Genomic DNA, 24,238 nt, shown 5'->3' with positions numbered 1-24,238 from the left:
CTTATGACGACTGCTGACAACACCTCCCCCCTCTCCGTCGAGATCGGCACCCTCCAGGGCGGCGCCGCCGACCTCTCCCAGTACGCCGGCCGGGCCGTGCTGATCGTGAACGTGGCCTCCAAGTGCGGGCTGACCCCGCAGTACAACGGCCTGGAGAAGCTCCAGAAGGCGTACGCCGACCAGGGCTTCACCGTCCTCGGCGTGCCCTGCAACCAGTTCATGGGCCAGGAGCCCGGCAGCGCCGAGGAGATCGCGGAGTTCTGCTCGGCGACCTACGGCGTGTCCTTCCCGATGACCGAGAAGGTCGAGGTGAACGGCGAGGGCCGGCACGCGCTCTACGAGCGGCTGGTCGACTTCGCCGACGCCGACGGGCACGCGGGCGACATCCGCTGGAACTTCGAGAAGTTCCTCATCGGCCGCGACGGCACGGTCGTCGCCCGCTTCTCCCCGCAGACCGAGCCGGAGGCGGCGGAGCTCGTGGCCGCCGTGGAGGCCCAGCTGGCCCGTTGACCTTGCCCCTGGGGGCCGTTGACCTTGCCCCTGGGGCAGGGCGGAGCCTCCTCGTCACCGGGCGGAGGAACCGTCCGGTGACGGAGGACGAGGATGGTCCGGTGACTGACGACGACCTGCTCACCATCGGCGCGTTCGCCGCGCGGGCCCGCCTGTCGGCCAAGGCCCTGCGGCTGTACGACCGGCTGGGGCTGCTGGCCCCCGCGTACGTCGACGAGGCCAGCGGCTACCGCTACTACCGGACCGGTCAGGTGGAACGCGCCCGGCTGGTGGCGATGCTGCGGCAGCTCGACATGCCCCTGGCGAGGATCGCCGAGGTGGTCGAGGCGGGCGGAGTCGCGGGCGCGGACGTGCTGGCCGCCTACTGGGCCGGGGTCGAGACCCGGCTCGCCGGGCAGCGGACGCTCGCCGAGTACCTCCGTGGACGACTGTCGGGGAGGAGCTCCGAGATGTACGGGAAGTTCGTGGTGGAGACGGTGGAGCTGCCGGAGCAGGTGGTGATCACCGAGACACGGCATGTGCTGGCCGACGAGCTGCCGGCCTGGATCGGCGCCTCACTGGGCCGGCTGGAGCAGGGCGCGCGGGAGTGCGGGGGCGTGACCGCGGCCCCGTTCGTCCGCTACCACTCCGAGGTGTCCATGGAGAGCGACGGGCCCGCCGAGTCCTGTGTACCGGTCGCCGACGCGGCCGCCGCGCGGGCCTGGGCGGCGGCGCGGGGCCGGGGGCGGGGGACGCAGGTCCGGGTCGAGCCGGCGCAGCGGTTCGCGTACACCCGTATCACCAAGGCCCAGGTGGCCCATCCGCAGATCATGGCCGCCTTCGAGGCGGTGGAGGAGTGGATCGCCGGGCAGGGTCTGGAACAGGCCGGTCCCTGCCGGGAGATCTACTTCGCGGACTGGGAGGCGGCGGGGCCCGAGGACCCCGTCTGTGACGTCGCCTTCCCGGTCAGGTAACCGGGGTCACTTCAGCTCGTCGGGACACGGCGTGCCCCGCGGCAGCTGATACGGCGCCGCCAGCCGGTACGTCCCCGCCTTCGGCGCGATCAGCTCGGTCCACTTGTCGCCCTGGGCGTCCTCCTCGGTCTCCATCAGGCAGCCGTTGACGTTGTCGTACGTCTTCGGCTCCCCGTCGGCCCGGTCCTTGGAGGCGTCCGTCTCCTTCGGCGGCTCGAGGCTCTTGCCGTCGGCGTCGACGATGCTCAGCCACGGCGAGTAGGGGATGCGGATGAGGATCCGGCCGGCCTTCTTCACCTGGAGGGTCATCTCGCCCTGCTCGGCGCGGTCCACGACCGCGTTGGGCTCGGCGAGCGGGGTCGGGTCGGTCACCTGGAACAGCTGCCAGTTGGCGTCGCCCCAGACCTGCTTCAGATACGGCATCCCGCGCTGGACGAGGTCCCGCTCCCGCTTCGCCCCGTCCCCGTCCGGCTCGTCCTTGGAGACGACCACGAAGTGCACGGCCCAGCGCTTGACCCACTCGTGGTAGTTCGCCGAGTTGAGCGTGTCGTCGTAGAAGAGCGGATTGCGCTCCATGTCGGCCTGGCGGTTCCAGCCGCGGGCGAGGTTGACGTACGGGGCGAGCGCGGACGCCTCCCGGTGGGAGCGGGCCGGCACGACCTCGACGCGGCCCTTCTCCGCGCCGACCTCCTGGAGCTCGTTGACGAGCGGGGCGAGCTCGCGGGCCCAGGAGGCGGCAGGGGTGGTGTTCAGGACGTCGTCGACCGACTTGAAGCCGACCCAGCCGCCGAAGCCGGCGATGGCCACCACGATCGCGTACCACTTGCGGCTGCGCGGCACCGTGAACGGCAGCGCCGCCACCAGCACCGTCCCGGCGAACAGCATCGGCAGCCGGGAGATGTTCGACCCGATCTGCGAGCTGATCAGCCAGACCAGGACGACGGCGAGCGCGTACACCGCGGCCGTCAGCCGGACCGTCTTCCACCCCTTGGGGACCACGAAGTAGACGATGGCGCCGTACAGGAACGGCAGGATCACCGAACCGAAGATCATCGGCTGGGTGCCGGAGAACGGGAACAGCCACGCCGACACCGCGACCACCACGGTCGGCGCGATGCCCAGCGCCCAGGCGCCGGGCCGCCGCTTCTGCAGGAACAGCGCGACCGCGACCAGCCCCACGAACAGCCCCGCGACCGGCGAGGCCATCGTGGCGAGCGCGGCCAGCGGGGCGGCGCACAAGGCCTTCGCCCACCGCTTGTAGCGCCAGCGGTACGGCCAGCAGAACACCACCGCGACCGCGCCGAGCGCGAACATCGTGCCGAGACCGAAGGTCACGCGCCCGGAGACGGCGTTGCAGAAGAAGGCGATGACCCCCGCGAGCGAGGCCCACAGCGGGTTCTTCACGGACCGGCTGCGCAGCAGGATGAGCGTGAGCAGCCCCGCCGAGACGGTGCCGGCGATCATCATCGTCGTACGGACACCGAGGACCGACATCAGATACGGCGAGACGACGCTGTACGACACCGGGTGCATGCCGCCGTACCAGGCGAGGTTGTACGCCGAGTCCGGGTGCCGGCCGACGAACTCCGCCCAGGCGTCCTGGGCGGCGAGGTCGCCACCGCTGTTGGCGAACAGGAAGAACCACATGATGTGGAGCCCGCCGGACAGCGCGGTGAAGGAGAGCACGGGGTGCCGCAGGACCCGCTCACGCAGAGCGAGGAAGGCGGTGAGGAAACGGGAGGGCACCGGGGACGCCTCAGGAGCGGCGGCGGCGACCGGGGTGTCGGTGCTGCTCACGGCATTCTCGGTGCTTTCGGTGCGCTGGGCGCTGTCGGTGCTCTTGGCGCTCTCTCTGCGCGGTGCGGGCACGCGTATTCGCGGGCTCATGTCCGAGCCCGGATCGGCGTCGTCTGCGCGTGTCGGCTCCGCAGTGGCCACCTGAAGGCAACTCCCCGTGTCCCGTCTTCTTTTCTCGGCCGTGTGATGTTCCGGCCTCGTTCACGGTCGCGTTGTGCGCGACCGGCGACCTGCCCCGATTCGTGACGCTAGCACGCAGCCCGCCGCCGGGCCCCCGGGCGGGGGCGTCGGCGGCGGGACGCGGGGCGGTTCCTCGGCCCTCGGTCAGCCGAGGCGGGTCAGTTTGTCCGTGAAGCCCGGTTCCGCAAGGTCCTTCTGGAGGGCGACCGGGACCGAGACGCCGCCCTTCGAGGCGTCACCCACCGTGAGCGAGCCGACCTTGGTGCCGGCCTTCGCGGTGTGCGGTACGTCGTCGGCGGCGAACGTCAGCTTCACCGTGAGGCCGGACCAGCCGACGGCGCTGACGTCCTTGGTGGCGACGACGGGCGTCCTGCCGCCGAGGCCGTCGTCGACGTACCCGACGACGTCGCCCTTCTTCAGGATCGTCGCCGACTTCAGGCTCTGCTGTGCGGCCTGGATCAGTTTGTCGCCCGCCGACAAGGCGCCCTGGAGGATCGTGTTGTCGTAGCCGCCCTCGGGCTGGCGCAGGACCGCGCCGACGATGGTGCGGGTCTCGCCGTCGATCTCCTTCGTCGCGGCGAAGACCAGGTTGCCGCGGGCGGAGGTGGTGGTGCCGGTCTTGATGCCGATCACGTTGTTGTGGCCGACCAGCTTGTTCCAGTTGCGCTGCAGGGCGCCCTTGTAGTCGTAGTACTCCATCATCGACACGACCGAGCGGAAGACGGGGTCCTTCATCGCCTTCTTGGCGAGCTTCACCTGGTCCACGGCCGTGGAGACGGTCGTGTCGTTCAGACCCGACGGGTCGGTGTACGTCGTGTTGGTCATGCCGAGGTCCTTGGCGGCGGCGTTCATCTTCGCCACGAAGCCCTTCTCGGAACCGGCGTCCCAGCGGGCCACCAGGCGGGCGACGTTGTTCGCGGACGCGAGCAGGATGCCCTGCAGCGCCTCGCGCTCGGAGATCTCGTCGCCGGCCTTCACCTTCACGGTCGACTCGCCCTCCGCGGACGCCTGGTCCTCGGCGGCCTGGTCGACCTTGATCATCGGGCCCTTGGCGTCGCCCTTCAGAGGGTGGTCGCGCAGGATGAGGTACGCCGTCATGACCTTGGCGACACTCGCGATCGGCACGGGCTTCTGCTCCCCGGACGAACCGAAGGAGCCGATGCCCTGCACCTCGAGGGCGGCCTGTCCCTGGGCCGGCCACGGGACGTCGGCCTTGCCGCCGTCGAAGGAGTAGGTCTCCTCGGCGGTGAGCTGGAGGGTGGGGGTGGGCAGCGGGCGTACGGACTGTACGACCGCAAAGACGACCGCGAGGAGCAGGACGACGGGCGTCCAGATCTTCACGCGGCGGACGGTGGTGCGGAGGGGGGTCTCCGGGGGCGGGGGCGTGTTGGTGAGCTCGGCCAGGAGATCCAGCGGGGGCTTCGGCGGGAGCGGCTGCTGGGTGGTCCGCTCGGGACCGACCTGGGGGACGGCGGTGGTGACGTCGGGCTTGAGCGCGACGAATTTGCTGGTGCGCTCGGGGGCGGGGGTGGGAGCCGGGGCCGGGGTCGGGGCCTTGGGAAGCTTGAGCATGGTGGTGGGCTGGTCGACCCGCCGCTCGGCGTCGGCCTCGGCCTTCGTCCCGCCCGCACGGGTGGCGTCGCCGGATGCGGGTGCCTCTTGCGGGGCCTTGCCGCCGTCGGCGGGCGCGGCGGCGCGGCTGTCGCTGCCGGGTGCGGGGGAGCCCTCCGGGGACTTCTCGCCATCGGGGACTTGAGACGCGTCGGTGCGGGCGGCGGCGCGGCTGTCGCTCCCGGATGCGGGGGAGCCCTCCGGGGACTTCTCGCCGTCGGCGGCTTGCGGCGCGTCGGTGGGGGCGGTGGCCGCTCCCGCTGTGCCGGTCGCCGGGGCGGAGGCGGCGGCTGCCGTGCCGGTCGCGGCGCGCGGGTCGGGCTTCGGGGCCGCGGGGACCGGCTTGTCCTCCGGCTCGTCCTTGGGCCGGGCAGAGCCGACCGCGTCGCGGGGCTCGTCGTTCGGCTGCGGGGCGTCCTCGGGCTCCGCGGGCTCATCGCTCAGCCGCGGGGCGTCCTCGGGCCCCTCCGACGCTTTCGGCTCCTTGGATGCCGCCGGCTCGGGCTCGCCGGTGTCCCGGTCGGCGTCGCCCTTCGCGTCCTCGGCAGCCTCAGCGGCCGTCTCAGGCTCCTCAGCGGCCGTGGAGGCACCCTCGGGCCTCTCCCCCGCCCTGCGGCCGCCGTCCGCCCCTGCGGCCACGCCCTCGGCGTCCGGCGCGCTGTCGGCGTCCGTCTCGGTGTCAGCCTCGGCCCCGGCAGCGTCAGCCTTCGTCTCGCCGTCGGCTTCCGTCCCCGCCTCGGCCTGGCCGTCGGTCTCGGTCCCGGCGGCGTCAGCCTTCGTCTCGCCGTCGGTCTCGGCCCCGGCCTCCCCCGCGTCACCGGCCTTCTGCGACGTGCCGTCTCCCGAGCGGACCCACGCGGCCACCGCGGCCCGCAGCCGCGAGTCCCCGCCCTCGCCCGACCCGGCGTCCTCGGGGGCGTCGGCCGATGAGGCCTCGGCAGCATCCGCCCGCGCCGCCGACTCCCTGGCCTTCGCCACGTCCCGTACCGAGAACACGCGCGTCGCCGTGTCCACGCCGCCGCGGGACTCCGGGCCGGCGTCCGCGGTGGAACCGGCTTCCTCCACGGCGTCCCGGGCCACCGCGAGCCGCGGATCGCGGACCTCGGTCCTGGCCTCGGGAACCGGACCCGCGCTCCCCGACGTCGGTTCTGCCGACGACTCGCGCTGCTTCGACCTGTCGGGGGACTCGCCCGCCACCGATGCCTCCTAAACCGTGAACCCGTGAACCGTGAACCTGTGGATCTGGACCGTGGACCGTGAATTTCTATCCGACCGCCTGCCCCGGTCACCGGTCCACCGCACTGTCCGAACCGTGTACCAGTGTCCTGTGTGAGGGCTTGGCTCCTGCGGTAGACGAGAACGACATACCTACTGGTTCCACTACAAACAGGTCACGCACCCTCGACAGACCAATGTGAGAGGGGTCACCCTGTCGTACATCCACGCGGGGAGGCATGGATGGGCAGGAGCCGCAGAACACTTCCGGAGGAGCTTCTGCTGCTGGCGTTGGACCCGACCACGGGTACCACCGCACAGCCGCAGTCGCTCGACCTCGGTCTGGCCGGAGCACAGCTAGTGGAGCTGGCGCTGGCCGGACGGATAGCCCCAGACGGGGATCGTATCGCCGTGGTCGTACCACGGCCGACTGGAGATCCGACGCTGGACTGCGCGTTGGAGTTGCTGCGAAGGCGTGGCGCTCCCGTGCGGGCAGTGAACTGGATTGGCGGGCCTCGCCTGGGGCTGCGCCAGACCTACCTCTCGCATCTCGAGCGGTGCGGCATGGTGCATGCCGTCGCCGGTCAGATGTGCGGGGTGTTGCCGACGACTCGCTATCAGGCGACGGACAACGCCATCAGCCGGGAGATCAAGGCCCGGCTGGACTCGGCGATCCGCACCGGCGTACCGCCGGACCCGCGGACCGCGGCGCTGGCCGCCCTGGCCCACGCGGTCGGCCTCGGCAAGCATCTGTACCCGGGCAACGAGGGCAGGTCCTCGCGGTCCCGGCTGCGGGATCTGATCAGGCACGACCCCATGGGCGGTCTCGTCGCGCACGCGGTGATGGACGTCCAGAACGGTGTGGCGGCACAGCCGCGCCGTAGCCCCGCTCCGGCGACCGGCCGTCAGGCCGCACCCGGTGGCAGGGTCGCAGCGGAACCCGCTCGCGGTGTTCCGGTGCAACCACGCCGCGGTTCCATGGCGCGTGTCGTGGCCCACTGAGCCGCAGTTCCCACGACACCACCGCTGGAACCGAGTCGCACCACACGCACTGCCGGCGCAGCCCCATACCCGGAATCGGGAGCCGCTGGTCCGCGCGGGGCGGCGGGACCGTGTGTCCGGACGACACCACGGTCCCGCCGTCCCGCGCGCTTTTTCTGTGCCCGCACTCTCGCCCACACCCTCACAACGGGGCGCGGGTCACCGCCGTTCACCGCGAACCGGCGCCTGTGCAGCGCATATCCACGGTTTCCCAGCGGTAGAAAGCACCTTGGTGGCAGTCTGCTCAACAGCAGATACGCAAAGTGGCAATTTTCGAAGGCACGCAGCCGGAGGTGCACGTTCTCGTGGCGACCAATGTCAACCCCACCGTCAGGCGGCGCCGGCTGGGCCAGGAGCTGCGCCGGCTCCGCGAGCTCAAGGGCATGACCGCCGAAGAGGTCGCCGAACGGCTGCTGGTGTCGCAGTCGAAGATCAGCCGTCTGGAGAACGGGCGGCGCAGTATCAGCCAGCGCGACGTCCGCGACCTGTGCGGGGTCTACGAGGTCGAGGACCACCGGATCGTCGACTCGCTCATGCAAATGGCCAAGGACAGCCGCCAGCAGGGGTGGTGGCATTCCTTCGGGGACATCCCCTACTCCGTCTACATCGGCCTGGAGACGGACGCGGCCAGTCTGCGGGTGTACGACCCCCAGGTCGTCCCGGGCCTGTTGCAGACCCGTACCTATGCCGAGTCCCTCATCTCCGGCGCGCTTCCCGAGGCGACGCCGACCGACATCGACAAGCGGGTCCAGGTGCGCCTGCGCCGACAGGAACGTATCTCTGCCGCCGACAACCCGCTGCGCCTGTGGGCGGTTCTCGACGAGGCGACCCTGCGCCGCGAGGTCGGGAACAAGCAGGTGATGATCGAGCAGCTGGAGCATCTGATCGAGATGTCCCAGCTGCCGCACGTGACCGTGCAGTTGATCCCGTTCACGATGGGGGCGCACCCGGGGGTCAGCGGGCAGTACGCGATCCTGGAGTTCCCGGACGCGGCCGATTCCAGCGTGGTCTACATCGAGGGTGTCACCAGCGACCTGTACCTGGAGAAGGCGCAGGACGTGCAGAAGTACAGCGTGATGTACGAGCATTTGCGGGCACAGGCCCTCAACGCGGACCAAAGCCGGGACTTCATCTCGAAGGTGGCCAAAGAGTACGCCCGCTGACCGCACAACGGGCCAGTCTGTAAGGCGGGCGCCGAAAGGTACACCTAAGTCGGGCCGTGATGGAAGACCCCACTGGAATATGCCACCCGGGCGGGTGAATACCTTCCCCGTACTCCGATGTTGGCGAGTAGCGTCGATCACGCCATCGAGGCAACAACGTTGGCGCAAACCGTGTCGTGCGGACGGAGACAAAAAGCACACCGCGGTGACAGCAACTCAGCAACTGGCTAATCGGAGCGAACATGGCAATCAAGCAGGGCGTCACGGACGAGTGGGTCAAGTCCTCCTACTCCCAGGGCAATGGCGCGTGCGTCGAGATCAAGTCCCCGGTCCTCGCGGCGATGGCCGTCCGGGACTCGAAGGTCACGGACGGCCCCACCCTGGCCTTCCCCGCGGACGCGTGGACCGCCTTCGTCGGCTCGGTCAAGGCGTAAGCAGGTCGAGCGATCGAGTGATCGGTTCCAACACAACTTCACAAGCATCGTCCAAGAGCCCTCTCGTCCAGCTCGCCGTCCTTGCCGAGGGGGCTCGGCTTGTGCCCGGGCACCGGCCCGGGAACGGCTCAGCGCAGCCGGTCGACGTACTTGTCCGTCCCCGGCACCGTCGGTATGAACGGCGCGACCAACTCCACCCTTCCCAGGCCCGCTTCCGCCACCGGCCCGTCCAGGCCCGTGAAGCAGGCCTCCCAGCAGTCCCGCGGGTCCGCCTCCAGGAACCACAGCAGGGTCAGCCGGGTGTCGACGCCCTCGACCTGCTTCACGTACGTCATGCGGTCGCCGGGCAGCGGCGTCGGGCGGAACACGGTCACCATCGCGGCCGGTGAGCCCGCGACCCGCTTCGGCAGATGCCGGGAGCGCAGCCACTCCAGCAACTCCGCTCGCTGCGCGGCCGATTCGGCGTCGACGACCTCCACCACCAGGCCCGCGTAGGGGTGGTCGAGGGCGTGGAAGTCACGCGGCCCGGCGGCCCCGTCCCGGTACACGGTCGCCTCGTGGTCCTGGAACGCCGTGAAGACATGCGTCCGGTCCTGGTAGACCCGTCCGTCCCGGTTCAGACGCTTGTTGATGCCGACGGTCCACTTCATGTGGTCGGCGTAGCGGCCGTCCGTGATCCAGTACGTCGAGATGTAGCACCCGGCGGTGACCGGCTGGGCGACCGCCGACTTCTCGGGATAGCGCAGGAGTTGGAGATCCCGGGTGGCGACCCAGCGCCGCCCGGCGTACATCCAGGGCATCGCCATCGCGCCGGCGTAGTAGTGGTCGTCCTCGTACCAGCGGTTGTAGGCGTACTCGTGCCCCGGGTGCGGTTCGACCATGGTGATCAGGGCGTGGCCGGGGCGGACTCCGTACGGCCCTACGGCAGCCAGTTCGGCGTACGTCTCGGTGTGCGTCTCGCTGCGGGTGTCGTCGCTCATGCGGTTCCCCTTTCCTGCGGTCGCCCTTACTCTGACGCCCCGTCAGATAATGCGCCAGAGTCGCCGGGAGGGTCATCGATGTCATCACTGCTCTCAGGGAAGACCGTCGTGGTGTCGGGCGTCGGCGCCGGGCTCGGGCATCAGGTCGCCGCGGCCGTCGTACGGGACGGCGGGAACGCCGTGCTCGGGGCGCGCACGGAGGCGAACCTGGCGGAGTCCGCCTCCGACATCGATCCGGACGGCACGCACACCGCGTACCTCTCCACGGACATCACCGACGAGCAGCAGTGCGCGGCCCTCGCGGAGTTGGCCGAGGAACGGTTCGGGCGGATCGACGCGGTGGTCCATGTGGCCGCCTGGGACAGCTACTTCGGCGGCCTGGAGGACGCGGACTTCACCACCTGGCAGTCCGTGATCGACGTGAACCTGCTGGGGTCGCTGCGGATGACGCGGGCCTGTCTGCCGGCGCTGAAGCGGTGCGGGGGTTCGGTGGTGTTCATCGGGACGCAGTCCTCGGTCGCGGCGCCCTCGCAGGTGCGGCAGGCGGCGTACGCGGCGTCGAAGGGGGCGCTGACGAGCGCGATGTACTCGCTGGCGCGGGAGCTCGGCCCGTACCGCATCCGCGTGAACACGGTGCTGCCGGGCTGGATGTGGGGACCGCCGGTGCAGGCGTACGTCCAGTTCACCGCGCACACGGAGGGGGCGGAGGAAGCCGAGGTGCTCAAGCGGCTGACGGACCGGATGGCACTGCCCGATCTCGCCACGGACGGGGATGTGGCGGACGCGGCGGTGTTCCTGGCGTCGGACCGGGCACGGGCCATCACGGGACAGTCGTTGCTGGTCAACGCCGGGGAGCTGATGCGATGACGTTCATATAGATGAACGAAGGCCAGCATGCCGAATGAATTTACCTCCCCTTGACCTTACGCCTGCTTGTCGTGTTCACGCACGAGCACCCACGATGAGCGCCGGGTCGAACCCTGGGAGGGCGCACATGAACGGTCTCGACTGGGCCGTGCTCATCGGCTACTTCGGCGTGATGGTGGCGATCGGCGTGTGGTCGCACAAGCGCGTGGACAACGTCAGCGACTTCTTCACGGCCGGCGGCAAGATGCCCTGGTGGCTCTCCGGCATCTCGCACCACATGTCGGGCTACAGCGCGGTGATGTTCACCGGGTACGCGGGCATCGCGTACACCTACGGCGTCACCTCCTTCGTCACCTGGTCCTTCCCCATCGCCCTGGGCATCGCGATCGGCTCGAAACTCTTCGCCCCGCGCATCAACCGCCTCCGCTCCCGCCTCCACGTGGCCTCCCCGCTGGAGTACCTGAAGAACCGGTACGACCTCAAAACCCAGCAGGCGCTGGCCTGGTCCGGCATGCTGCTGAAGATCGTGGACGTAGGCGCGAAGTGGGCCGCGATCGCGACCCTGCTGTCCGTCTTCACCGGCATCACCATCACCCAGGGCATCTTCATCACCGGCTCCATCACCGCCGTCTACTGCACGATCGGCGGCCTGTGGGCGGACGCGCTGACCGAACTCGGCCAGTTCGTCATCCAGTTGCTGGCCGGTATAGCCATGCTGATCGCGGTGGTCCTGAAGCTGAACGACAAGGGCATCGGCTTCTGGGGCGCCTGGGACGAGCCGCAGCTGAAGGGCCACGGCGAGCCACTGGTCGGGCCGTACGGAACGGTCTTCCTCCTCGCGTTCCTCTTCATCAAGCTCTTCGAGTACAACGGCGGCATGCTCAACCAGGCCCAGCGCTACATGGCCACGGGCAGCGCGTACGAGGCGGAACGCTCGGCACGCCTCTCCGCCGCCCTGTGGCTGATCTGGCCGGTGGTCCTCTTCATCCCGATGTGGCTGTCCCCGCTCCTGGTGCAGTCACAGAAGCCGGACGGCTCCGACGCGTACGGTCTGATGACCGAACAGCTCCTGCCCCACGGCCTGTTGGGCCTGGTGATCGTCGGCTTCTTCTCGCACACCATGGCGATGTGCTCCTCCGACGCGAACGCGATCGCGGCCGTCTTCACCCGTGACTGCGCGCCGGTGGTCTGGCGCCGCGCCCGGGCGTGGACCGAGGGCCAGGGCCTGCGGGTCGCCCGCGTCACCACGGTCGTCTTCCTCGGCCTCTCCATGGCGGCGGCGACACAGGTCAACTCCCCCACCTTCAAGGACATCATCACGGTCGTCATCAAGTGGGTCGCCGGTCTGATGGGCCCGATGGCCATCCCGATGATGCTGGGCCTGCTCCGCCCGTTCCGCCGCTCGGGCCCGACGGCGGCGCTCACCAGCTGGTCGATGGGGCTGCTGGCCTTCTGGCTGGTCAACTACCCGATCAACTGGAACGTGGACGGCGGAGTCCCGCTCCAGTACCAGGTCTCGGTGCCGCTCGCGGTCTCCCTGGTCCTCTACATCCTGATCGGCTTCCTCAAGCCGGAGGACACCCCGGAACGGCTGGCGATCATCGAGAAGATCAACACGGACGGCGACGGGGTCGCTGCGCGGGCTGAGCCGGTGCCTACGGAGGCGTGAGCCGGGGATCGCTGGCGGGTGCGGGTCGGTGGGGGCTGGTCGCGCAGTTCCCCGCGCCCCTGGGGAGTCACCCGCACGGAGTCGCAGTCGGCAACGGCGGGAAGGGGACGTGTCGGGGGGTGTCCGCCCGCAGCGGTTGGCGCGTCAACACGGGCGCCCTTTCTAGGAGACCCATTCCGCGCCGTTCCGAGGACGGACACCCCCCGGCGCGGCCCCGACCCACGACGAGACCCAAGCCGCGAACCGCGCTCAGGCCCGCGGATACCGCGCCAGCCAACCCGGCGACGCCCCCGCAGGACCGTGCAGCGCCGGGCCCTGGGTCATTTCCATCGCGAAGTCGTCGGCCAGTTCCAGCAGCGTCGGGCGGCCCTCCAGTTCGGCCAGCCAGGCCGGCGGGAGGGCCGTTTCCCCGTGCAGGGCACCCAGGAGGCCGCCGGTGAGGGCGCCGGCCGCAGCCGAGGGGCCGTCGTGGTTGACGGCGAGGCAGAGACCGTGCCGTACGTCCTCGCTGACCAGGGCGCAGTAGACGGCGGCGGCAAGCAGCCCCTCGGCCGTGGCCGCCCCGACCAGCTCCCCCACCCTCGCGGGCGTCGGCATCCCCTGCCGTACGGCACCCAGCGCGTGCTGCAACGCGTCCGACACGGGCTGATGTCCGGGCCGGGCGGCGACGAGGGCGAGCGTCTGCTGGACGGCGGCGTCCAGGCTCTCGCCGCGGGCGAGCCCGTGCACGATCGCGGCGTACGCGCCCGCCGCGAGGTAGCCGACGGGATGGCCGTGGGTCTGCGCGGCGCACTCCACGGCGAGCTGCACGACGAGCTGCGGCTCCCAGCCGACGAGCAGCCCGAAGGGCGCGGAGCGGGCGGCGGCCTCGGGCCCGGCCTCGCCGGGGCTCTTGGGGGCGTCGAGGGTGCCCATGGTGTCGTCGCCGAAGCCGAGGAGCAGGGAGCGGGCGGGATCGCGCCGGGCGTACAGCCACTCCTCCCGGGCCAGCCATCCGTCGTCCTTGCGCCGCTCGTCGGGCCCCCAGTCCCGCTGGGTGGCGGCCCACCGCAGATAGGCGCGGTGCAGGTCGGTGGGCGGATGCCAGGCGCCGGTGTCCCGGCGGACCTGGGCGCGGATGAGCCCGTCGACGGAGAAGAGGGTGAGCTGGGTGAGGTGGGAGACCGCGCCGCGCCGCCCGTACGCGGGCGCGAGGTCGACGACGCCTTCGACGCCGTAGGTCTCCTGGACGGCGGCGAGGTCGAGCCGGTCGACGGGCGCCCCGAGCGCGTCCCCGACGGCGACCCCGAGCAGCGTGCCGCGCACCCGGCTGCGGAAGTCCTGCTGTTCGGCGCGGCCCCATATGGCCCCGGCTGTCACACCCACCAAGACCTCCCCAGCGGCACCGCCCGCGGACACAACGACTCAGCACTGTAATCGACCGGGAACGGTCAGTTCAGGGGACGGATCGGTATGCGGGGTGTGTACGGAGTGGTCGCTATTGGTCACAGGTGGTCGGCTTCCACCGAACACACGGTCGGCCTTCCTCACCGCTACCCCGCGTGACGCGCCTCCTCCAGGCAGTCGGTGATCAGGGAGGCGTCCGCGCCCGGGCTTGCTTTCAGTTCCCTGAGGATGGATGTCAGGTCGGCCAGTTCCAGCCAGTCGGGGTTCAGGGCCAGGACCTCGGCGAGGCCCTGTTCCGCTGTGGGGCGGTCGGTGAGGGCGCAGGCCGTGAAGCAGTGGGCCTGGGCGCGTTCCAGGGGGGTCAGGGTGGTGCTCTCCCCCACCGCGCGGACCAGGTCCTGCCAGAGGGGGGCCGCTGCCGGGAGGCCCTCCGATCGGCTCACGGTCAGCGCCAGCCCGAGGGTGCCCGCGAGCGGCTCGTCGCCCTCGCGGAGGCGTTCGGCGACGCGGCGGGCCTCCGTCCAGCGGCCGGCATGGCGGTGGAGTGCGAGGGACAGGTCGTCCATGTCGTCGGTGAGGCGGGCCTCGGCCTCGTCCCAGCGCTCGCAGAGCAGGAGCAACTCCACGGCCGTGCGGCGGGCCCAGTTCGGTTCCGTGTTCAGGGACACACAACGGTCGAGGTCGGCGAGCGCCTGGTCCACACGGCCCGTCGCGAGGCCCACACGGGCGCGCTGGCTGTACGCCCAGCCGTACTCGGGGGCCAGGGCGAGGGCGCGGTCCAGGTGCCGGAGCGCCTCGGCCAGATCCCCGCGGGCCCGGTGGACCGCGCCCGCGATCGCCCAGCAGCTCGCCTCCTCGGGTTCCTGCTCCAGACAGCGCTCCAGGGTGGCCAACGCCTCCTCGTGGCGGCCCGCGTCCAAATACTCCGAGCCGAGTTCGAGACGGATCCAGATCGCGTCCGGGGCCTGCGCCACGGCCTCCTCCAGATCGGCGAAATGGCCCGCCACGTCGCCGTTCGCGAACTTCGCCCGGGACCTCATGGCCAGCGCCCACGCATAGCCGGGCCGCAGCTCGATCGCACGGTCCAGGTCAGCCTGCGCCTCCTCGGCGCGGCCGAGCTGCTCCAGCGCCTCGCCCCGGCTCGCCCACGCCGAGGCGTGGTCCGGATTCCGGGCGATCGCACGGCCCAGCTCGGTGACCGCGTCCTCGTAGCGGCCCTCCAGCCGGTAGGCGTCGCCCCGCTCCGAGGCGACCCACGCCGCGTCCGGGGCCCGGGACACGGCGAGGTCGAAGTCGGCGAACGCCTGCTCCGACTCGCCCCGGCTGCGCCGCAGCCGGGCCCTGCGCACCAGTGTCCACAGGTCCTCGTCGATGGCGAGCGAGCGGTTGAAGTCGGCGAGCGCTTCGTCGTACCGCCCCAGCGCCTGCCGGCACACCGCCCGCCCGGTCAGGGCGCCCGCGTCGGTCGGGTCCAGGGCGAGGGCGCGGTCGAAGTCGGCGACAGCCTCCTCGACCCGGCCCGCCAGACGGTAGGTCTCGGCCCGCTCGGCGATGATCCAGCCGGTGTCCGGGGAGAGCGCGTCGGCGCGGTCGAGGGCGGCCAGGGCGGCCGGGTGGTCCTCCATGAGCTGGAGGGTGAGGCCCCGTCCGTAGTGGGCGCGGGCCGTGTCGGGATCCAGTTCGATGGCCCGGTCGTACTCCTCCAGCGCCCGCCCGTACTCCCGCTCGTGGCGCCACTCGCGGCCCCGCAGCGCGTGGGCCGCCGCCCGGCCGCGCGGGTCCAGGCCCGGACGGGTCAGGAGCAGGTCCAGCGCGCGGGCCAGACCGGCCTCGGCATCGAGCGTCTCGCCCAACTCCCTTCCCCAGTCGGCCGCTTGGACGTGGTCCGTGGCGCCGCCCGCGTCCTGGAGCATGCGGGCCCAGCGGCGGCCCTCGACCTCGTCCTCGCGGCAGGCCTCGACGAACAGGCCGAGCGCGTCGGGGAGGGCGGCCGCCGGCCGGGCGCAGAGCAGGTGGTACGTCTCCTCCAGGCGCAGGGCCCGCCACTCCTCGTCCGCCCAGCGGCCCTCGGCGTCCAGTCCCTCCCCCACGTCCTGACGCCACGCGGCGAACGCCGCCGCCAGCCGCCGGTGCCGCTCCCGCCACCGGTGCGGATAGTGCAGCCGCTCCTGGCGCAGCATCGGCTCCCGTACGACGTCGTGGTACCGGACGCGGCCGCCGCGCTCCCCGACGAAGGGCAGTCCCCGCAACCACCGGTACTGGGCGTCGAGTTCACCGTCCGGGAGCTCGACCAGGACGCGGAAGACGTCGCCGTCCAGCCAGCGCGGCAGCGCGCAGAGCCGGGCGACGTCATGGCGGACCTCCGGCTCGGCCCGCAGGAAGCGCTGCACGGCGTCGGCGCTGGGGTCCTCGACCTGGTCGGGTCCGCCGGGCCGCTTCTCGGCGAGGGTGGACACGAGAACGGGCAGGCCGCCGGTCACCCGCAGCACCTCGGCGACCACCGGCTCGGCCACCACCCCTTTCCCGGCGAGGAGTCGACGCGCCTCGGCGTCGGTGAACGGGGTGAGGGGCAGCTCCACGGCACCGCTCCAGCGGCCGGCGGGCAGGGGCAGCTGACCGGCGGTGACGACGACCACCGTGTCGGGCGGCCCGCCGTGCTCGCCCCCCTTCCGGAACAGGCCGTGCAGCCACGGGTCCAGGAAGGGGCCGGTCCTCTCGTAGGTGTCGAAGAACAGCACGATCCGCGGTACGGCCGGGGCGGCGGCACGCAGTTCACGGAGCAGGACCGGGGTGAGCGCGGCCTCCGGGTGCAGGACGAGGTCGATGTCGTCGGCGTTCCGGAAGCGGGTGCTGAGGCCGGCCCGCAGCCGGTCCGCGCCCTGGGCGATCAGGTCGGCGGGCAGCGCCCGGGTGAGCAGGGCGGATCCCGGCACCGCGGTCTCCAGCGCCCCCATGCCCAGCTGGACGGCGGCCCGGCTCCCGGCGGACGCCGCCTCCGGTTCCTGCGCCCGCATCGCCGCCTCCGCCTCGCGCCGCCGCTCCTTGTAGACGGCCAGCCGGCGCTCCAGGGGCTTCAGTCTGCGTCCCTGCGCGGCGAACTGACGGCAGATCAGCTCCAGGACGTCCGGCACGCTCCCCGCGTCCTCGTCGACGTAGGCCGTGAGCGCTCCGCGTTCGCGTGCGAGCCTCTTCAACTCCTCGACCAGGAAGGTCTTCCCGACACCTGAGTCACCGCGCACATGAAACCGCGAGCGGTGGTCCGGGTCTCCCGCCGGCAGGTCCAAGTTCCTCAGGAACCGGGCCCGTTCGGCCTCCCGGCCGACGAACCGGTCCGCCGGCTCCGATCCAGGCGACTGCGCCATCCCCGTACGTCTCCTCGCTGCGGCGACTCCCCGTCATTCTGGCTCAATGCGTACGGCGAGGCGTCACCCCCACAGGGAAAAATGATCGCCATGGCCACCACACCCCCACGCACCCCACTCCACCTCGCCGCCACCCTCCTCACCGCCACCGTCGCCCTCTACATGGCCCTCGTGGCCTTCGGGAACATCACGGACTTCGGGACGAACCAGCAGTTCGTCCGGCATGTCCTCGCGATGGACACCACCTTCAAGGACGACGACCTGATGTGGCGGGCGGTCACCAGCAAGGGACTTCAGGACGCGGCGTACGTCGCGATCATCGTCTGGGAGACGGTGGCCGCGCTGGTGCTGGTGTACGGCACCTGGCTCCACGCCCGCCGCGACGACCCCCGCGCCCGCCGCTTCGCCACCTACGGCCTGCTCATGGTCATGCTCCTCTTCGGCGCCGGGTTCATGGCGATCGGCGGGGAGTGGTTCTCGATGTGGCAGTCGGAGGACTGGAACGGGCTGGACGCCGCGCTGCGGGTGTTCGTGCTGAGCGGGGTCGCGCTGATCGTCGTACAGCTGCCCGCCGCGGCGCGGGACGCCTGAGTCAGCTCAGCCCGCGCTCGCGTCTGCGCCGGATCTCGGCGATCCGCTCGCGGACGTGCTCCGGCGGCAGTTGCGCCGCCAGCCTCGCCAGTTCCTCGAAGCTCGACAGATACGTTCCGCCGTTCGGCCCGCGCAGCTCCCGCTCGCGGGCCACGAACGGCCGGATCGCCTCCCACACCGAGACGATCCGGGTGCGCAGGACCGTGACCAGCAGGGTTTCGTCGAGCAGCCCGAAGACCGCCAGGTTGGCGAAGGACTGGTAGTAGTACACGACACTGTAGAAAGAGGTCCTGGCCTCGGCGGGCAGCCCGCGCACCCCGGCCGCCGGATCGTTCTCGGCCCCCAGCCGCAGCGTGACGTAGTCGTGGTGCCCGTGGAACTCCACCGACCGGAACTCCGCGAGCAGGTCGATCATCACGGATATGTGGTTGGCGTGCTTCGCGATGCGGGCCTGCCGGGCGCTGAAGACGACGGAGGTCACCACGGCGACGACCGCGATGGCCGTGGTCACGATGTTGAAGACGACGGAGCTGTCCATCCGGTCACCGTACGGAGATCGGCGGCCCAAGTGCAGTCCCTGCGCCCCTACTTGACCACCACGACCGCCGTGCCCGTCTCGCCGAACGTCCACAGTGCGGAGCCGTCCGCCTTCTTCATGCGGATGCCGCCGGTCTGGGTGCCCGCGGCGGGCGGGGGCGGGGAGGAGCCGTCGACGGCGTTGGAGAAGGCGATGTTCTTGCCGGACTTCGCGGCGAAGTAGACGACGTGCTCGATCCTGACCCCGTCGGAGCCGGTGATCGGGTCGCCGGAGCGGGTCCCGACCGTGTAGTTCCCCGGGTCGGGGGAGACCGTCCCCGGCCACACGGCGAAGGTGCGGCGGGCCGCGTCGCTCGCGTCGACCAGCCACACCCGCTTCTCGCCGAGCGAGTAGACGATGCGGCGGCCGGTGCCCGAGTCGTCCGGCACGGCGGTCGGCGCGGCCTTCGTGGGACCGGCCGAGGGGTGCGCGGACGTCGACGCGCTCGGGCGCGCGGCGCCCGTCGCCTCGGGCTTGGCGCCCTTGTCCGCCTGGACGGCGAGAGCGGCGACCACGGCTATCGCTCCCACCGTCAGACCGGTCACCCAGACCTTCGGGGCAGGCACGGCACGTATCTCCTCAGCTCACCGACAGGGTCGGATCATCGTACTGCCGTGCGCCCGCCCTCTTCGTCCAGCAGTCCTCGCCCAGCAGCCTCAGTCCAGCACCGGCAGCAGCTCCGGCAGATGCCCGTCGGACACCGCCGCGGCCTGCTGCCGCTCCTCGGGGACCTCGCCGTACAGCGTGGTGCGGGGCTTGGCGGGCCTGCCCGCCGCGTCGGCGACCGCGATCAGGTCCTTCACCGACTTGTACGACCCGTACGACGAGCCCGCCATGCGCGAGATCGTCTCCTCCATGAGCGTGCCGCCCATGTCGTTCGCGCCGGAGCGCAGCATCTCCGCCGCGCCCTCGGTGCCGAGCTTGACCCAGCTGGTCTGGATGTTCGGGATGTGCGGGTGGAGGAGGAGGCGGGCCATCGCCGTCACCGCCCGGTTGTCCCGCATCGACGGGCCGGGGCGGGCGATGCCGGCCAGGTAGACCGGGGCGTTGGTGTGGATGAACGGCAGCGTCACGAACTCGGTGATGCCGCCCGTCTGCTGCTGGATGCGGGCCAGGGTGCGCAGGTGGCCCAGCCAGTGGCGGGGCTGGTCGACATGGCCGTACATCATGGTCGAGGTCGACGGGATGCCCACCTCGTGGGCCGTCGTGATCACCTCGATCCAGGTGGCCGTCGGCAGCTTGCCCTTGGTGAGGACCCAGCGGACCTCGTCGTCGAGGATCTCGGCGGCCGTGCCGGGGATGGAGTCCAGGCCCGCCTCCTTCGCCGCCGTCAGCCACTCGCGGATGGACAGGCCGGTACGGGTCGCGCCGTTCACGACCTCCATGGGCGAGAAGGCGTGCACATGCATGCCGGGGACGCGCTCCTTGACCGCCTTGGCGATGTCGAAGTACGCCGTGCCGGGCAGGTCCGGGTGGATGCCGCCCTGCATGCACACCTCGACCGCGCCGACCTCCCACGCCTGCTGGGCGCGGTCGGCGACCTGGTCCAGGGAGAGGGTGTAGGCGTCCGCGTCGGTGCGGCGCTGGGCGAACGCGCAGAAGCGGCAGCCGGTGTAGCAGACGTTGGTGAAGTTGATGTTCCTCGTGACGATGTACGTCACGTCGTCGCCGACCGCCGCCTTGCGGACGTCGTCCGCGATCCGCGTCAGGGCGTCCAGCGCCGGGCCGTCCGCGTGCAGCAGGGCGAGCGCCTCGGCGTCCGTGAGCCTGGTGGGGTCGTCGGCGGCCGTAGCGAGGGCCTGCCGGACGTCGGTGTCGATGCGCTCCGGCACCATTCCCGGCGCCGCCGCCTCCCGCAGGGCGCCCCAGTCGCCGTAGACGACGTCGAAGTCGTCCCGGCGGTCGGTCGTACGGCCCTCGGTGTCGATGGTGGTGTGCAGGTCGGTGCGGCCGGACGGGACGAAGACCTCCTCCGGCTCCTGCCAGGGGTGCCCCTCGACGACCGCGTCCTCGCGCGCCAGGCCGGTCTCCTCGTCCGCCAGCGCCCGCACGTGCGGCAGCAGCCGCGGGTCCAGCCAGGGTTCGCCGCGCTGGACGAACTCCGGGTACACGCAGAGGCGTTCGCGCAGCTCGAACCCGGCTGCCGCCGACTTCGCCGCCAGCTCCTCGATCTGCGGCCAGGGGCGTTCCGGGTTGACGTGGTCGATGGTGAGCGGCGACACCCCGCCCCAGTCGTCGATGCCGGCGGCTATGAGCCGCTCGTACTCGCTGTCCACCAGGTTCGGCGGGGCCTGGATGTTCCCGGCCGGGCCCATGACGATCCGGGCCACCGCCACGGCCGCGACCAGCTCGTCCAGCTCCGCGTCCGGCATGCCGCGCATCGCGGTGTCCGGCTTGGCGCGGAAGTTCTGGATGATCAGTTCCTGGACGCCGTGGTAGGAGCGGGCGACGCGGCGCAGCGCGAAGAGGGACTCGGCCCGCTCCTCGTACGTCTCACCGATCCCGATGAGGATGCCGGAGGTGAAGGGCACGGACGAGCGGCCCGCGTCCTCGAGGACGCGCAGGCGCACAGCCGGTTCCTTGTCCGGGGAGCCGTAGTGGGGGCCACCGGGCTCCGACCACAGGCGGGTGGCGGTGGTCTCCAGCATCATGCCCATGCTGGGCGCGACCGGCTTGAGGCGCTGGAAGTCCGTCCAGGACATCACCCCGGGGTTGAGGTGGGGCAGCAGGCCCGTCTCCTCCAGGATGCGGATCGATATCGCGCGGACGTACGCGATCGTGTCGTCGTAGCCGTGCGCGTCGAGCCACTCGCGCGCCTCCGGCCAGCGGTCCTCGGGCTTGTCACCGAGGGTGATGAGGGCTTCCTTGCAGCCGAGGGCCGCGCCCTTGCGGGCGATGTCCAGGACCTCGTCCGGGGACATGAACATGCCGTGGCCGGCCCGGCGGAGCTTGCCGGGGACGGTGACGAAGGTGCAGTAGTGGCACTTGTCCCGGCACAGGCGGGTCAGGGGGATGAAGACGCTCTTGGAGTACGTGATGACGCCCGGGCGGCCTGCCTCCGCGAGGCCCGCGTCACGGATGCGGGCCGCGGTCGCGGTGAGGTCGTCCAGGGCCTCGCCGCGGGCCTGGAGGAGGACCGCGGCTTCGGTGACGTCGAGGGCCACGCCGGTGCGGGCGCGTTTGAGGGCGCGGCGCAGGGAGTTTTCGGTGGGGCCGGTTCCGGTGGCGGAAGTCGTCATCTCTTGAGCATACGTTCGGGTGATCAGGGGGGTGGTGCGGTGTGGTGCGTTGTCGGGTGCGGGTGTGCGGGGGCTGGTCGCGCAGTTCCCCGCGCCCCTGACGGACGTCAGCCCCTCGCTCGATTACAGGTACTCGGCATATGCGTCCAGGACCCGCAGCACCTCCGCCTCCCCCGCCGGCGGCAACTGAACCACCACCTCCTCGATGCCCAGCTCCGCGTAATGCGCCAGCTTCCCCGGCGACGGATAGACCGCGTACGGCACCACCTGAAGTGCGCCCTCCTCGCGCCCCGCCTCTGCCCACGCCGCCCTCAGGACCGGCAGCGTCTCCGTCAGGCCCCTCCCCCCGATCGGCATCCAGCCGTCCGCGTACTCGCAGATGTGGGCGAAGAGCTTCGGGCCCGCGGCGCCGCCGACGAGGGTGCGGGGGCCGAGGTGGCCGCGCAGGGGCTTGGGGTGGGCGTGGCTGGCGCGCACGCCGCCGAACTCCCCCTTGTAGGCGGTCGGTTCCTCGGACCACAGGGCCCGCATCAGCGCCATCCGGTCCCGGACCAGCTCGCGTCGGGTGCGCCACTCGACGCCGTGGTCGGCGGCCTCCTCCACGTTCCAGCCGAAGCCGAGGCCGAGGGTGAAGCGGCCGCCGGAGAGGTGGTCGAGGGTCGCGATCTGCTTCGCGAGGTCGATGGGGTCGTGCTGGGCGACCAGGGTGATGCCGGTGCCGAGGCCGAGCGTCCCGGTGACCGCCGCCGCCTGGCCGAGGGCGACGAAGGGGTCGAGGGTGCGGCCGTACTCGGGGGGCAGGTCGCCGCCCGCCGGGTACGGAGTGGTCCGCTCGACGGGGATGTGGGTGTGCTCGGGCAGGTACAGGCCCGCGAACCCCCGCTCCTCCAGCTCACGGGCGAGCCGGGTCGGGGTGATGGTCTCGTCGGTGAGGAAGATCGTGACGGAGATACGCATAGCCGCATCTGTACCGCGCCGAGGGCGATATGTCCATACCGACTGGTCGGCATCGGTGTCGGAAGTGTTCGGCTGCCCCTGATTCCCTTTTCTTTCACGGCAGTTCACTCTCCTCCCCGACAGTGGGACGCATGTGTGAGGACGAGCGCCACATCGGAAGACGCACACTCGTCGTGACGGGAGCCGCCGCCGCGCTTACGTTGGGAAGCGTGACCTTCGCTTCAGCGGCGGACGGCGAGACGGAGACGAGGACGATCCGGGGCACGCTCCCCACCGGGTCCCCCGATTTCGTGTACGTGCCGGTCGAAGTCCCTTCCGGGGTACGGGAGATCAAGGTCGCCTACACCTACGACCGCCCCGCCGTCCCGGCGGGCACCGCCGGCAACGCCCTCGACATCGGCATCTTCGACGAGCGCGGCACCGAACTGGGCGGCGAGGGCTTCCGGGGCTGGTCGGGAGGGGCCAGGAGCGAGTTCTTCCTCCGCGCCGACGACGCGACGCCGGGGTACGTCCCGGGGCCGGTGCGCGAAGGCACCTGGTCGATCGCGCTCGGCCCGTACACGGTGGCGCCGCAGGGGCTGTCGTACGAGATCACGGTCACGCTGACGTACGGCGAGCCGGGTGACGTCGTCGAGCCGACGTATCCGCCGCCGCGCGCGAAGGGGCGGGGCCGGGCCTGGTACCGCGGTGACTGCCATCTGCACTCCTGGTACTCGGACGGGCGCCGCACCCCCGCCGAGATCGGCGCGCTGGCGCGAGCCGCGGGGCTGGACTTCATCAACACCTCCGAGCACAACACCCATGCGGCGCACGCCCATTGGGCGGACGTGGCCGGGGACGACCTGCTGGTGATGCTGGGCGAGGAGATCACGACGAGGAACGGGCACGTCCTCGCGCTCGGCACGGATCCCGGCACCTTCGTGGACTGGCGTTACCGGGCCCGCGACAACCGCTTCGGCCGGTTCGCCCGCCGTATCCGCCGGGCCGGGGGTCTCGTCGTCCCGGCCCATCCGCACGCCACCTGCGTGGGGTGCGGATGGCGGTTCGGCTTCGGCGAGGCGGACGCGGTGGAGGTCTGGAACGGGTCTTACACACCCGACGACGAGGTGGCGCTGGCCGACTGGGACAGCATGCTGGTCGCGTCCGCGCGCGAGGGGCGGGCCTGGATTCCGGCGATGGGGAACAGCGACGCGCATCGGGACCCGGACGTGGTCGGCTCGCCGCAGACGGTCGTCCTGGCCGACGACCTGACGCGGGAGGCGATCCAGGAGGGCATCCGGGCGGGACGGTCGTACATCGCCGAGTCCGCCCGGGTCTCGCTGGACTTCACCGCGGTCGGGAGCAAGGGCCAACACGCGGGAATCGGCGGCAGGTTGAGAGCGGACACGGACACGCCGGTGACGGTACGGCTGGAGGTTTCGGGGGCGCCGCGCTGCACCGTCCGGTTCGTCACCGACCAGGGGGTGCTGTTCACGAGCGCCGCGTTGCCGGTGGCGGGGTCGGGGGTGGTGGAGTGGAGGACCACTCCGGCCTACGCGGCGTACGTACGCGCCGAGGTGCGGCACGAGACGGCGGCGGGGCCGCTGCCGGGGGCGTTGGCGGCGTTCACGAACCCGATCTTCCTGGGGCGGTGAGGCGGGCAGCCCCCAGGCTCCCGGCGACATCCGCCGAACAGGCCCCAGGGTCGAGCCGGCGGAACGCGGGCT

The 24,238-nt window shown here is 71.4% G+C and carries 18 protein-coding genes; 9 read left to right on the top strand and 9 right to left on the bottom strand.

Features of this window, described 5'->3' with window-relative positions; all coding sequences use genetic code 11:
• Positions 1-3 precede the first annotated feature (3 nt).
• Positions 4-510 carry a glutathione peroxidase gene (locus ACFUO4_RS28785; protein WP_079310913.1) on the top strand — a complete coding sequence of 169 codons (507 nt, stop codon included), beginning with the start codon at positions 4-6 and terminating at the stop codon, positions 508-510.
• Positions 511-611: 101 nt separating this feature from the next.
• Positions 612-1,463, top strand: a complete 852-nt coding sequence (locus ACFUO4_RS28780) for a MerR family transcriptional regulator (protein WP_383490351.1) — start codon at positions 612-614, stop codon at positions 1,461-1,463.
• 6 nt (positions 1,464-1,469) lie between these two features.
• Here ACFUO4_RS28780 and ACFUO4_RS28775 read toward each other — a convergent pair whose 3' ends face one another.
• Together ACFUO4_RS28775 and ACFUO4_RS28770 are read right to left on the bottom strand one after the other, a co-directional pair.
• Positions 1,470-3,401, bottom strand: coding sequence for an MFS transporter (locus ACFUO4_RS28775; protein ID WP_383490348.1), 1,932 nt, complete (start codon positions 3,399-3,401; stop codon positions 1,470-1,472).
• Positions 3,402-3,584: 183 nt separating this feature from the next.
• Complete coding sequence (locus ACFUO4_RS28770) at positions 3,585-6,248, bottom strand: D-alanyl-D-alanine carboxypeptidase (protein WP_383490345.1); 2,664 nt, start codon at positions 6,246-6,248, stop codon at positions 3,585-3,587.
• A 261-nt stretch (positions 6,249-6,509) separates the two neighbouring features.
• On the opposite strand from ACFUO4_RS28770, the gene ACFUO4_RS28765 reads away from it, so the two are divergent.
• From ACFUO4_RS28765 to ACFUO4_RS28755, 3 genes are all read left to right on the top strand, one after another.
• A complete protein-coding gene (locus ACFUO4_RS28765) occupies positions 6,510-7,268 on the top strand; it encodes a GPP34 family phosphoprotein (RefSeq protein WP_079310909.1) in 759 nt (252 codons plus the stop codon).
• Between the two features lie 344 nt (positions 7,269-7,612).
• Positions 7,613-8,470: a helix-turn-helix transcriptional regulator gene (locus ACFUO4_RS28760; protein WP_079310908.1), complete on the top strand. Its 858-nt coding sequence runs from the start codon at positions 7,613-7,615 to the stop codon at positions 8,468-8,470.
• A gap of 242 nt (positions 8,471-8,712) precedes the next feature.
• Positions 8,713-8,904, top strand: coding sequence for a DUF397 domain-containing protein (locus ACFUO4_RS28755; protein WP_059196003.1), 192 nt, complete (start codon positions 8,713-8,715; stop codon positions 8,902-8,904).
• A 128-nt stretch (positions 8,905-9,032) separates the two neighbouring features.
• On the opposite strand, the gene ACFUO4_RS28750 is transcribed toward ACFUO4_RS28755, so the two are convergent.
• Positions 9,033-9,884 (bottom strand): hypothetical protein, encoded by an 852-nt coding sequence (locus ACFUO4_RS28750; RefSeq protein WP_383490340.1) that lies wholly within the window; start codon positions 9,882-9,884, stop codon positions 9,033-9,035.
• A gap of 78 nt (positions 9,885-9,962) precedes the next feature.
• Here ACFUO4_RS28750 and ACFUO4_RS28745 point away from each other — a divergent pair, with 78 nt between their 5' ends.
• Both ACFUO4_RS28745 and ACFUO4_RS28740 read left to right on the top strand, forming a co-directional pair.
• Positions 9,963-10,751 (top strand): SDR family oxidoreductase, encoded by a 789-nt coding sequence (locus ACFUO4_RS28745; RefSeq protein WP_383490337.1) that lies wholly within the window; start codon positions 9,963-9,965, stop codon positions 10,749-10,751.
• Between the two features lie 127 nt (positions 10,752-10,878).
• Positions 10,879-12,420, top strand: a complete 1,542-nt coding sequence (locus tag ACFUO4_RS28740) for a sodium:solute symporter family protein (protein ID WP_079310905.1) — start codon at positions 10,879-10,881, stop codon at positions 12,418-12,420.
• A gap of 249 nt (positions 12,421-12,669) precedes the next feature.
• Here ACFUO4_RS28740 and ACFUO4_RS28735 read toward each other — a convergent pair whose 3' ends face one another.
• Together ACFUO4_RS28735 and ACFUO4_RS28730 are read right to left on the bottom strand one after the other, a co-directional pair.
• Positions 12,670-13,785: an ADP-ribosylglycohydrolase family protein gene (locus ACFUO4_RS28735; RefSeq protein WP_383490332.1), complete on the bottom strand. Its 1,116-nt coding sequence runs from the start codon at positions 13,783-13,785 to the stop codon at positions 12,670-12,672.
• A gap of 167 nt (positions 13,786-13,952) precedes the next feature.
• Positions 13,953-17,168 carry a tetratricopeptide repeat protein gene (locus ACFUO4_RS28730; protein WP_383490329.1) on the bottom strand — a complete coding sequence of 1,072 codons (3,216 nt, stop codon included), beginning with the start codon at positions 17,166-17,168 and terminating at the stop codon, positions 13,953-13,955.
• A gap of 90 nt (positions 17,169-17,258) precedes the next feature.
• Between ACFUO4_RS28730 and ACFUO4_RS28725 the strand changes: the two genes are divergently transcribed.
• Positions 17,259-17,759: a DUF2165 domain-containing protein gene (locus ACFUO4_RS28725; RefSeq protein WP_383490326.1), complete on the top strand. Its 501-nt coding sequence runs from the start codon at positions 17,259-17,261 to the stop codon at positions 17,757-17,759.
• A gap of 1 nt (position 17,760) precedes the next feature.
• Here ACFUO4_RS28725 and ACFUO4_RS28720 read toward each other — a convergent pair whose 3' ends face one another.
• From ACFUO4_RS28720 to ACFUO4_RS28705, 4 genes are all read right to left on the bottom strand, one after another.
• Complete coding sequence (locus ACFUO4_RS28720; protein WP_059195997.1) at positions 17,761-18,297, bottom strand: hypothetical protein; 537 nt, start codon at positions 18,295-18,297, stop codon at positions 17,761-17,763.
• A gap of 47 nt (positions 18,298-18,344) precedes the next feature.
• On the bottom strand, positions 18,345-18,911 hold the full coding sequence (locus ACFUO4_RS28715; RefSeq protein WP_079312157.1) for a hypothetical protein: 567 nt from the start codon (positions 18,909-18,911) through the stop codon (positions 18,345-18,347).
• Between the two features lie 81 nt (positions 18,912-18,992).
• The gene (locus ACFUO4_RS28710) at positions 18,993-21,575 is read right to left on the bottom strand and encodes a bifunctional FO biosynthesis protein CofGH (protein ID WP_383490322.1); all 2,583 of its coding nucleotides are present in this window, start codon (positions 21,573-21,575) and stop codon (positions 18,993-18,995) included.
• Between the two features lie 123 nt (positions 21,576-21,698).
• Positions 21,699-22,532: an LLM class F420-dependent oxidoreductase gene (locus ACFUO4_RS28705; RefSeq protein ID WP_383490319.1), complete on the bottom strand. Its 834-nt coding sequence runs from the start codon at positions 22,530-22,532 to the stop codon at positions 21,699-21,701.
• Between the two features lie 131 nt (positions 22,533-22,663).
• Here ACFUO4_RS28705 and ACFUO4_RS28700 point away from each other — a divergent pair, with 131 nt between their 5' ends.
• The gene (locus tag ACFUO4_RS28700; RefSeq protein WP_383490316.1) at positions 22,664-24,166 is read left to right on the top strand and encodes a CehA/McbA family metallohydrolase; all 1,503 of its coding nucleotides are present in this window, start codon (positions 22,664-22,666) and stop codon (positions 24,164-24,166) included.
• Positions 24,167-24,238: the final 72 nt, after the last annotated feature.

The organism is Streptomyces sp. NPDC057280 (genome assembly GCF_042668605.1).
Lineage (GTDB): Bacteria > Actinomycetota > Actinomycetes > Streptomycetales > Streptomycetaceae > Streptomyces.
This window is presented reverse-complemented; position numbering and strand designations above follow the sequence as displayed.

Coding starts and splice junctions, on each gene's coding strand:
- ACFUO4_RS28785 (WP_079310913.1), top strand. CDS start 4: ATGACGACTGCTGACAACACCTCCCCCCTCTCCGTCGAGATCGGCACC.
- ACFUO4_RS28765 (WP_079310909.1), top strand. CDS start 6,510: ATGGGCAGGAGCCGCAGAACACTTCCGGAGGAGCTTCTGCTGCTGGCG.
- ACFUO4_RS28755 (WP_059196003.1), top strand. CDS start 8,713: ATGGCAATCAAGCAGGGCGTCACGGACGAGTGGGTCAAGTCCTCCTAC.
- ACFUO4_RS28750 (WP_383490340.1), bottom strand. CDS start 9,884: ATGAGCGACGACACCCGCAGCGAGACGCACACCGAGACGTACGCCGAA.
- ACFUO4_RS28745 (WP_383490337.1), top strand. CDS start 9,963: ATGTCATCACTGCTCTCAGGGAAGACCGTCGTGGTGTCGGGCGTCGGC.
- ACFUO4_RS28740 (WP_079310905.1), top strand. CDS start 10,879: ATGAACGGTCTCGACTGGGCCGTGCTCATCGGCTACTTCGGCGTGATG.
- ACFUO4_RS28730 (WP_383490329.1), bottom strand. CDS start 17,168: ATGGCGCAGTCGCCTGGATCGGAGCCGGCGGACCGGTTCGTCGGCCGG.
- ACFUO4_RS28725 (WP_383490326.1), top strand. CDS start 17,259: ATGGCCACCACACCCCCACGCACCCCACTCCACCTCGCCGCCACCCTC.
- ACFUO4_RS28720 (WP_059195997.1), bottom strand. CDS start 18,297: ATGGACAGCTCCGTCGTCTTCAACATCGTGACCACGGCCATCGCGGTC.
- ACFUO4_RS28710 (WP_383490322.1), bottom strand. CDS start 21,575: ATGACGACTTCCGCCACCGGAACCGGCCCCACCGAAAACTCCCTGCGC.
- ACFUO4_RS28705 (WP_383490319.1), bottom strand. CDS start 22,532: ATGCGTATCTCCGTCACGATCTTCCTCACCGACGAGACCATCACCCCG.
- ACFUO4_RS28700 (WP_383490316.1), top strand. CDS start 22,664: ATGTGTGAGGACGAGCGCCACATCGGAAGACGCACACTCGTCGTGACG.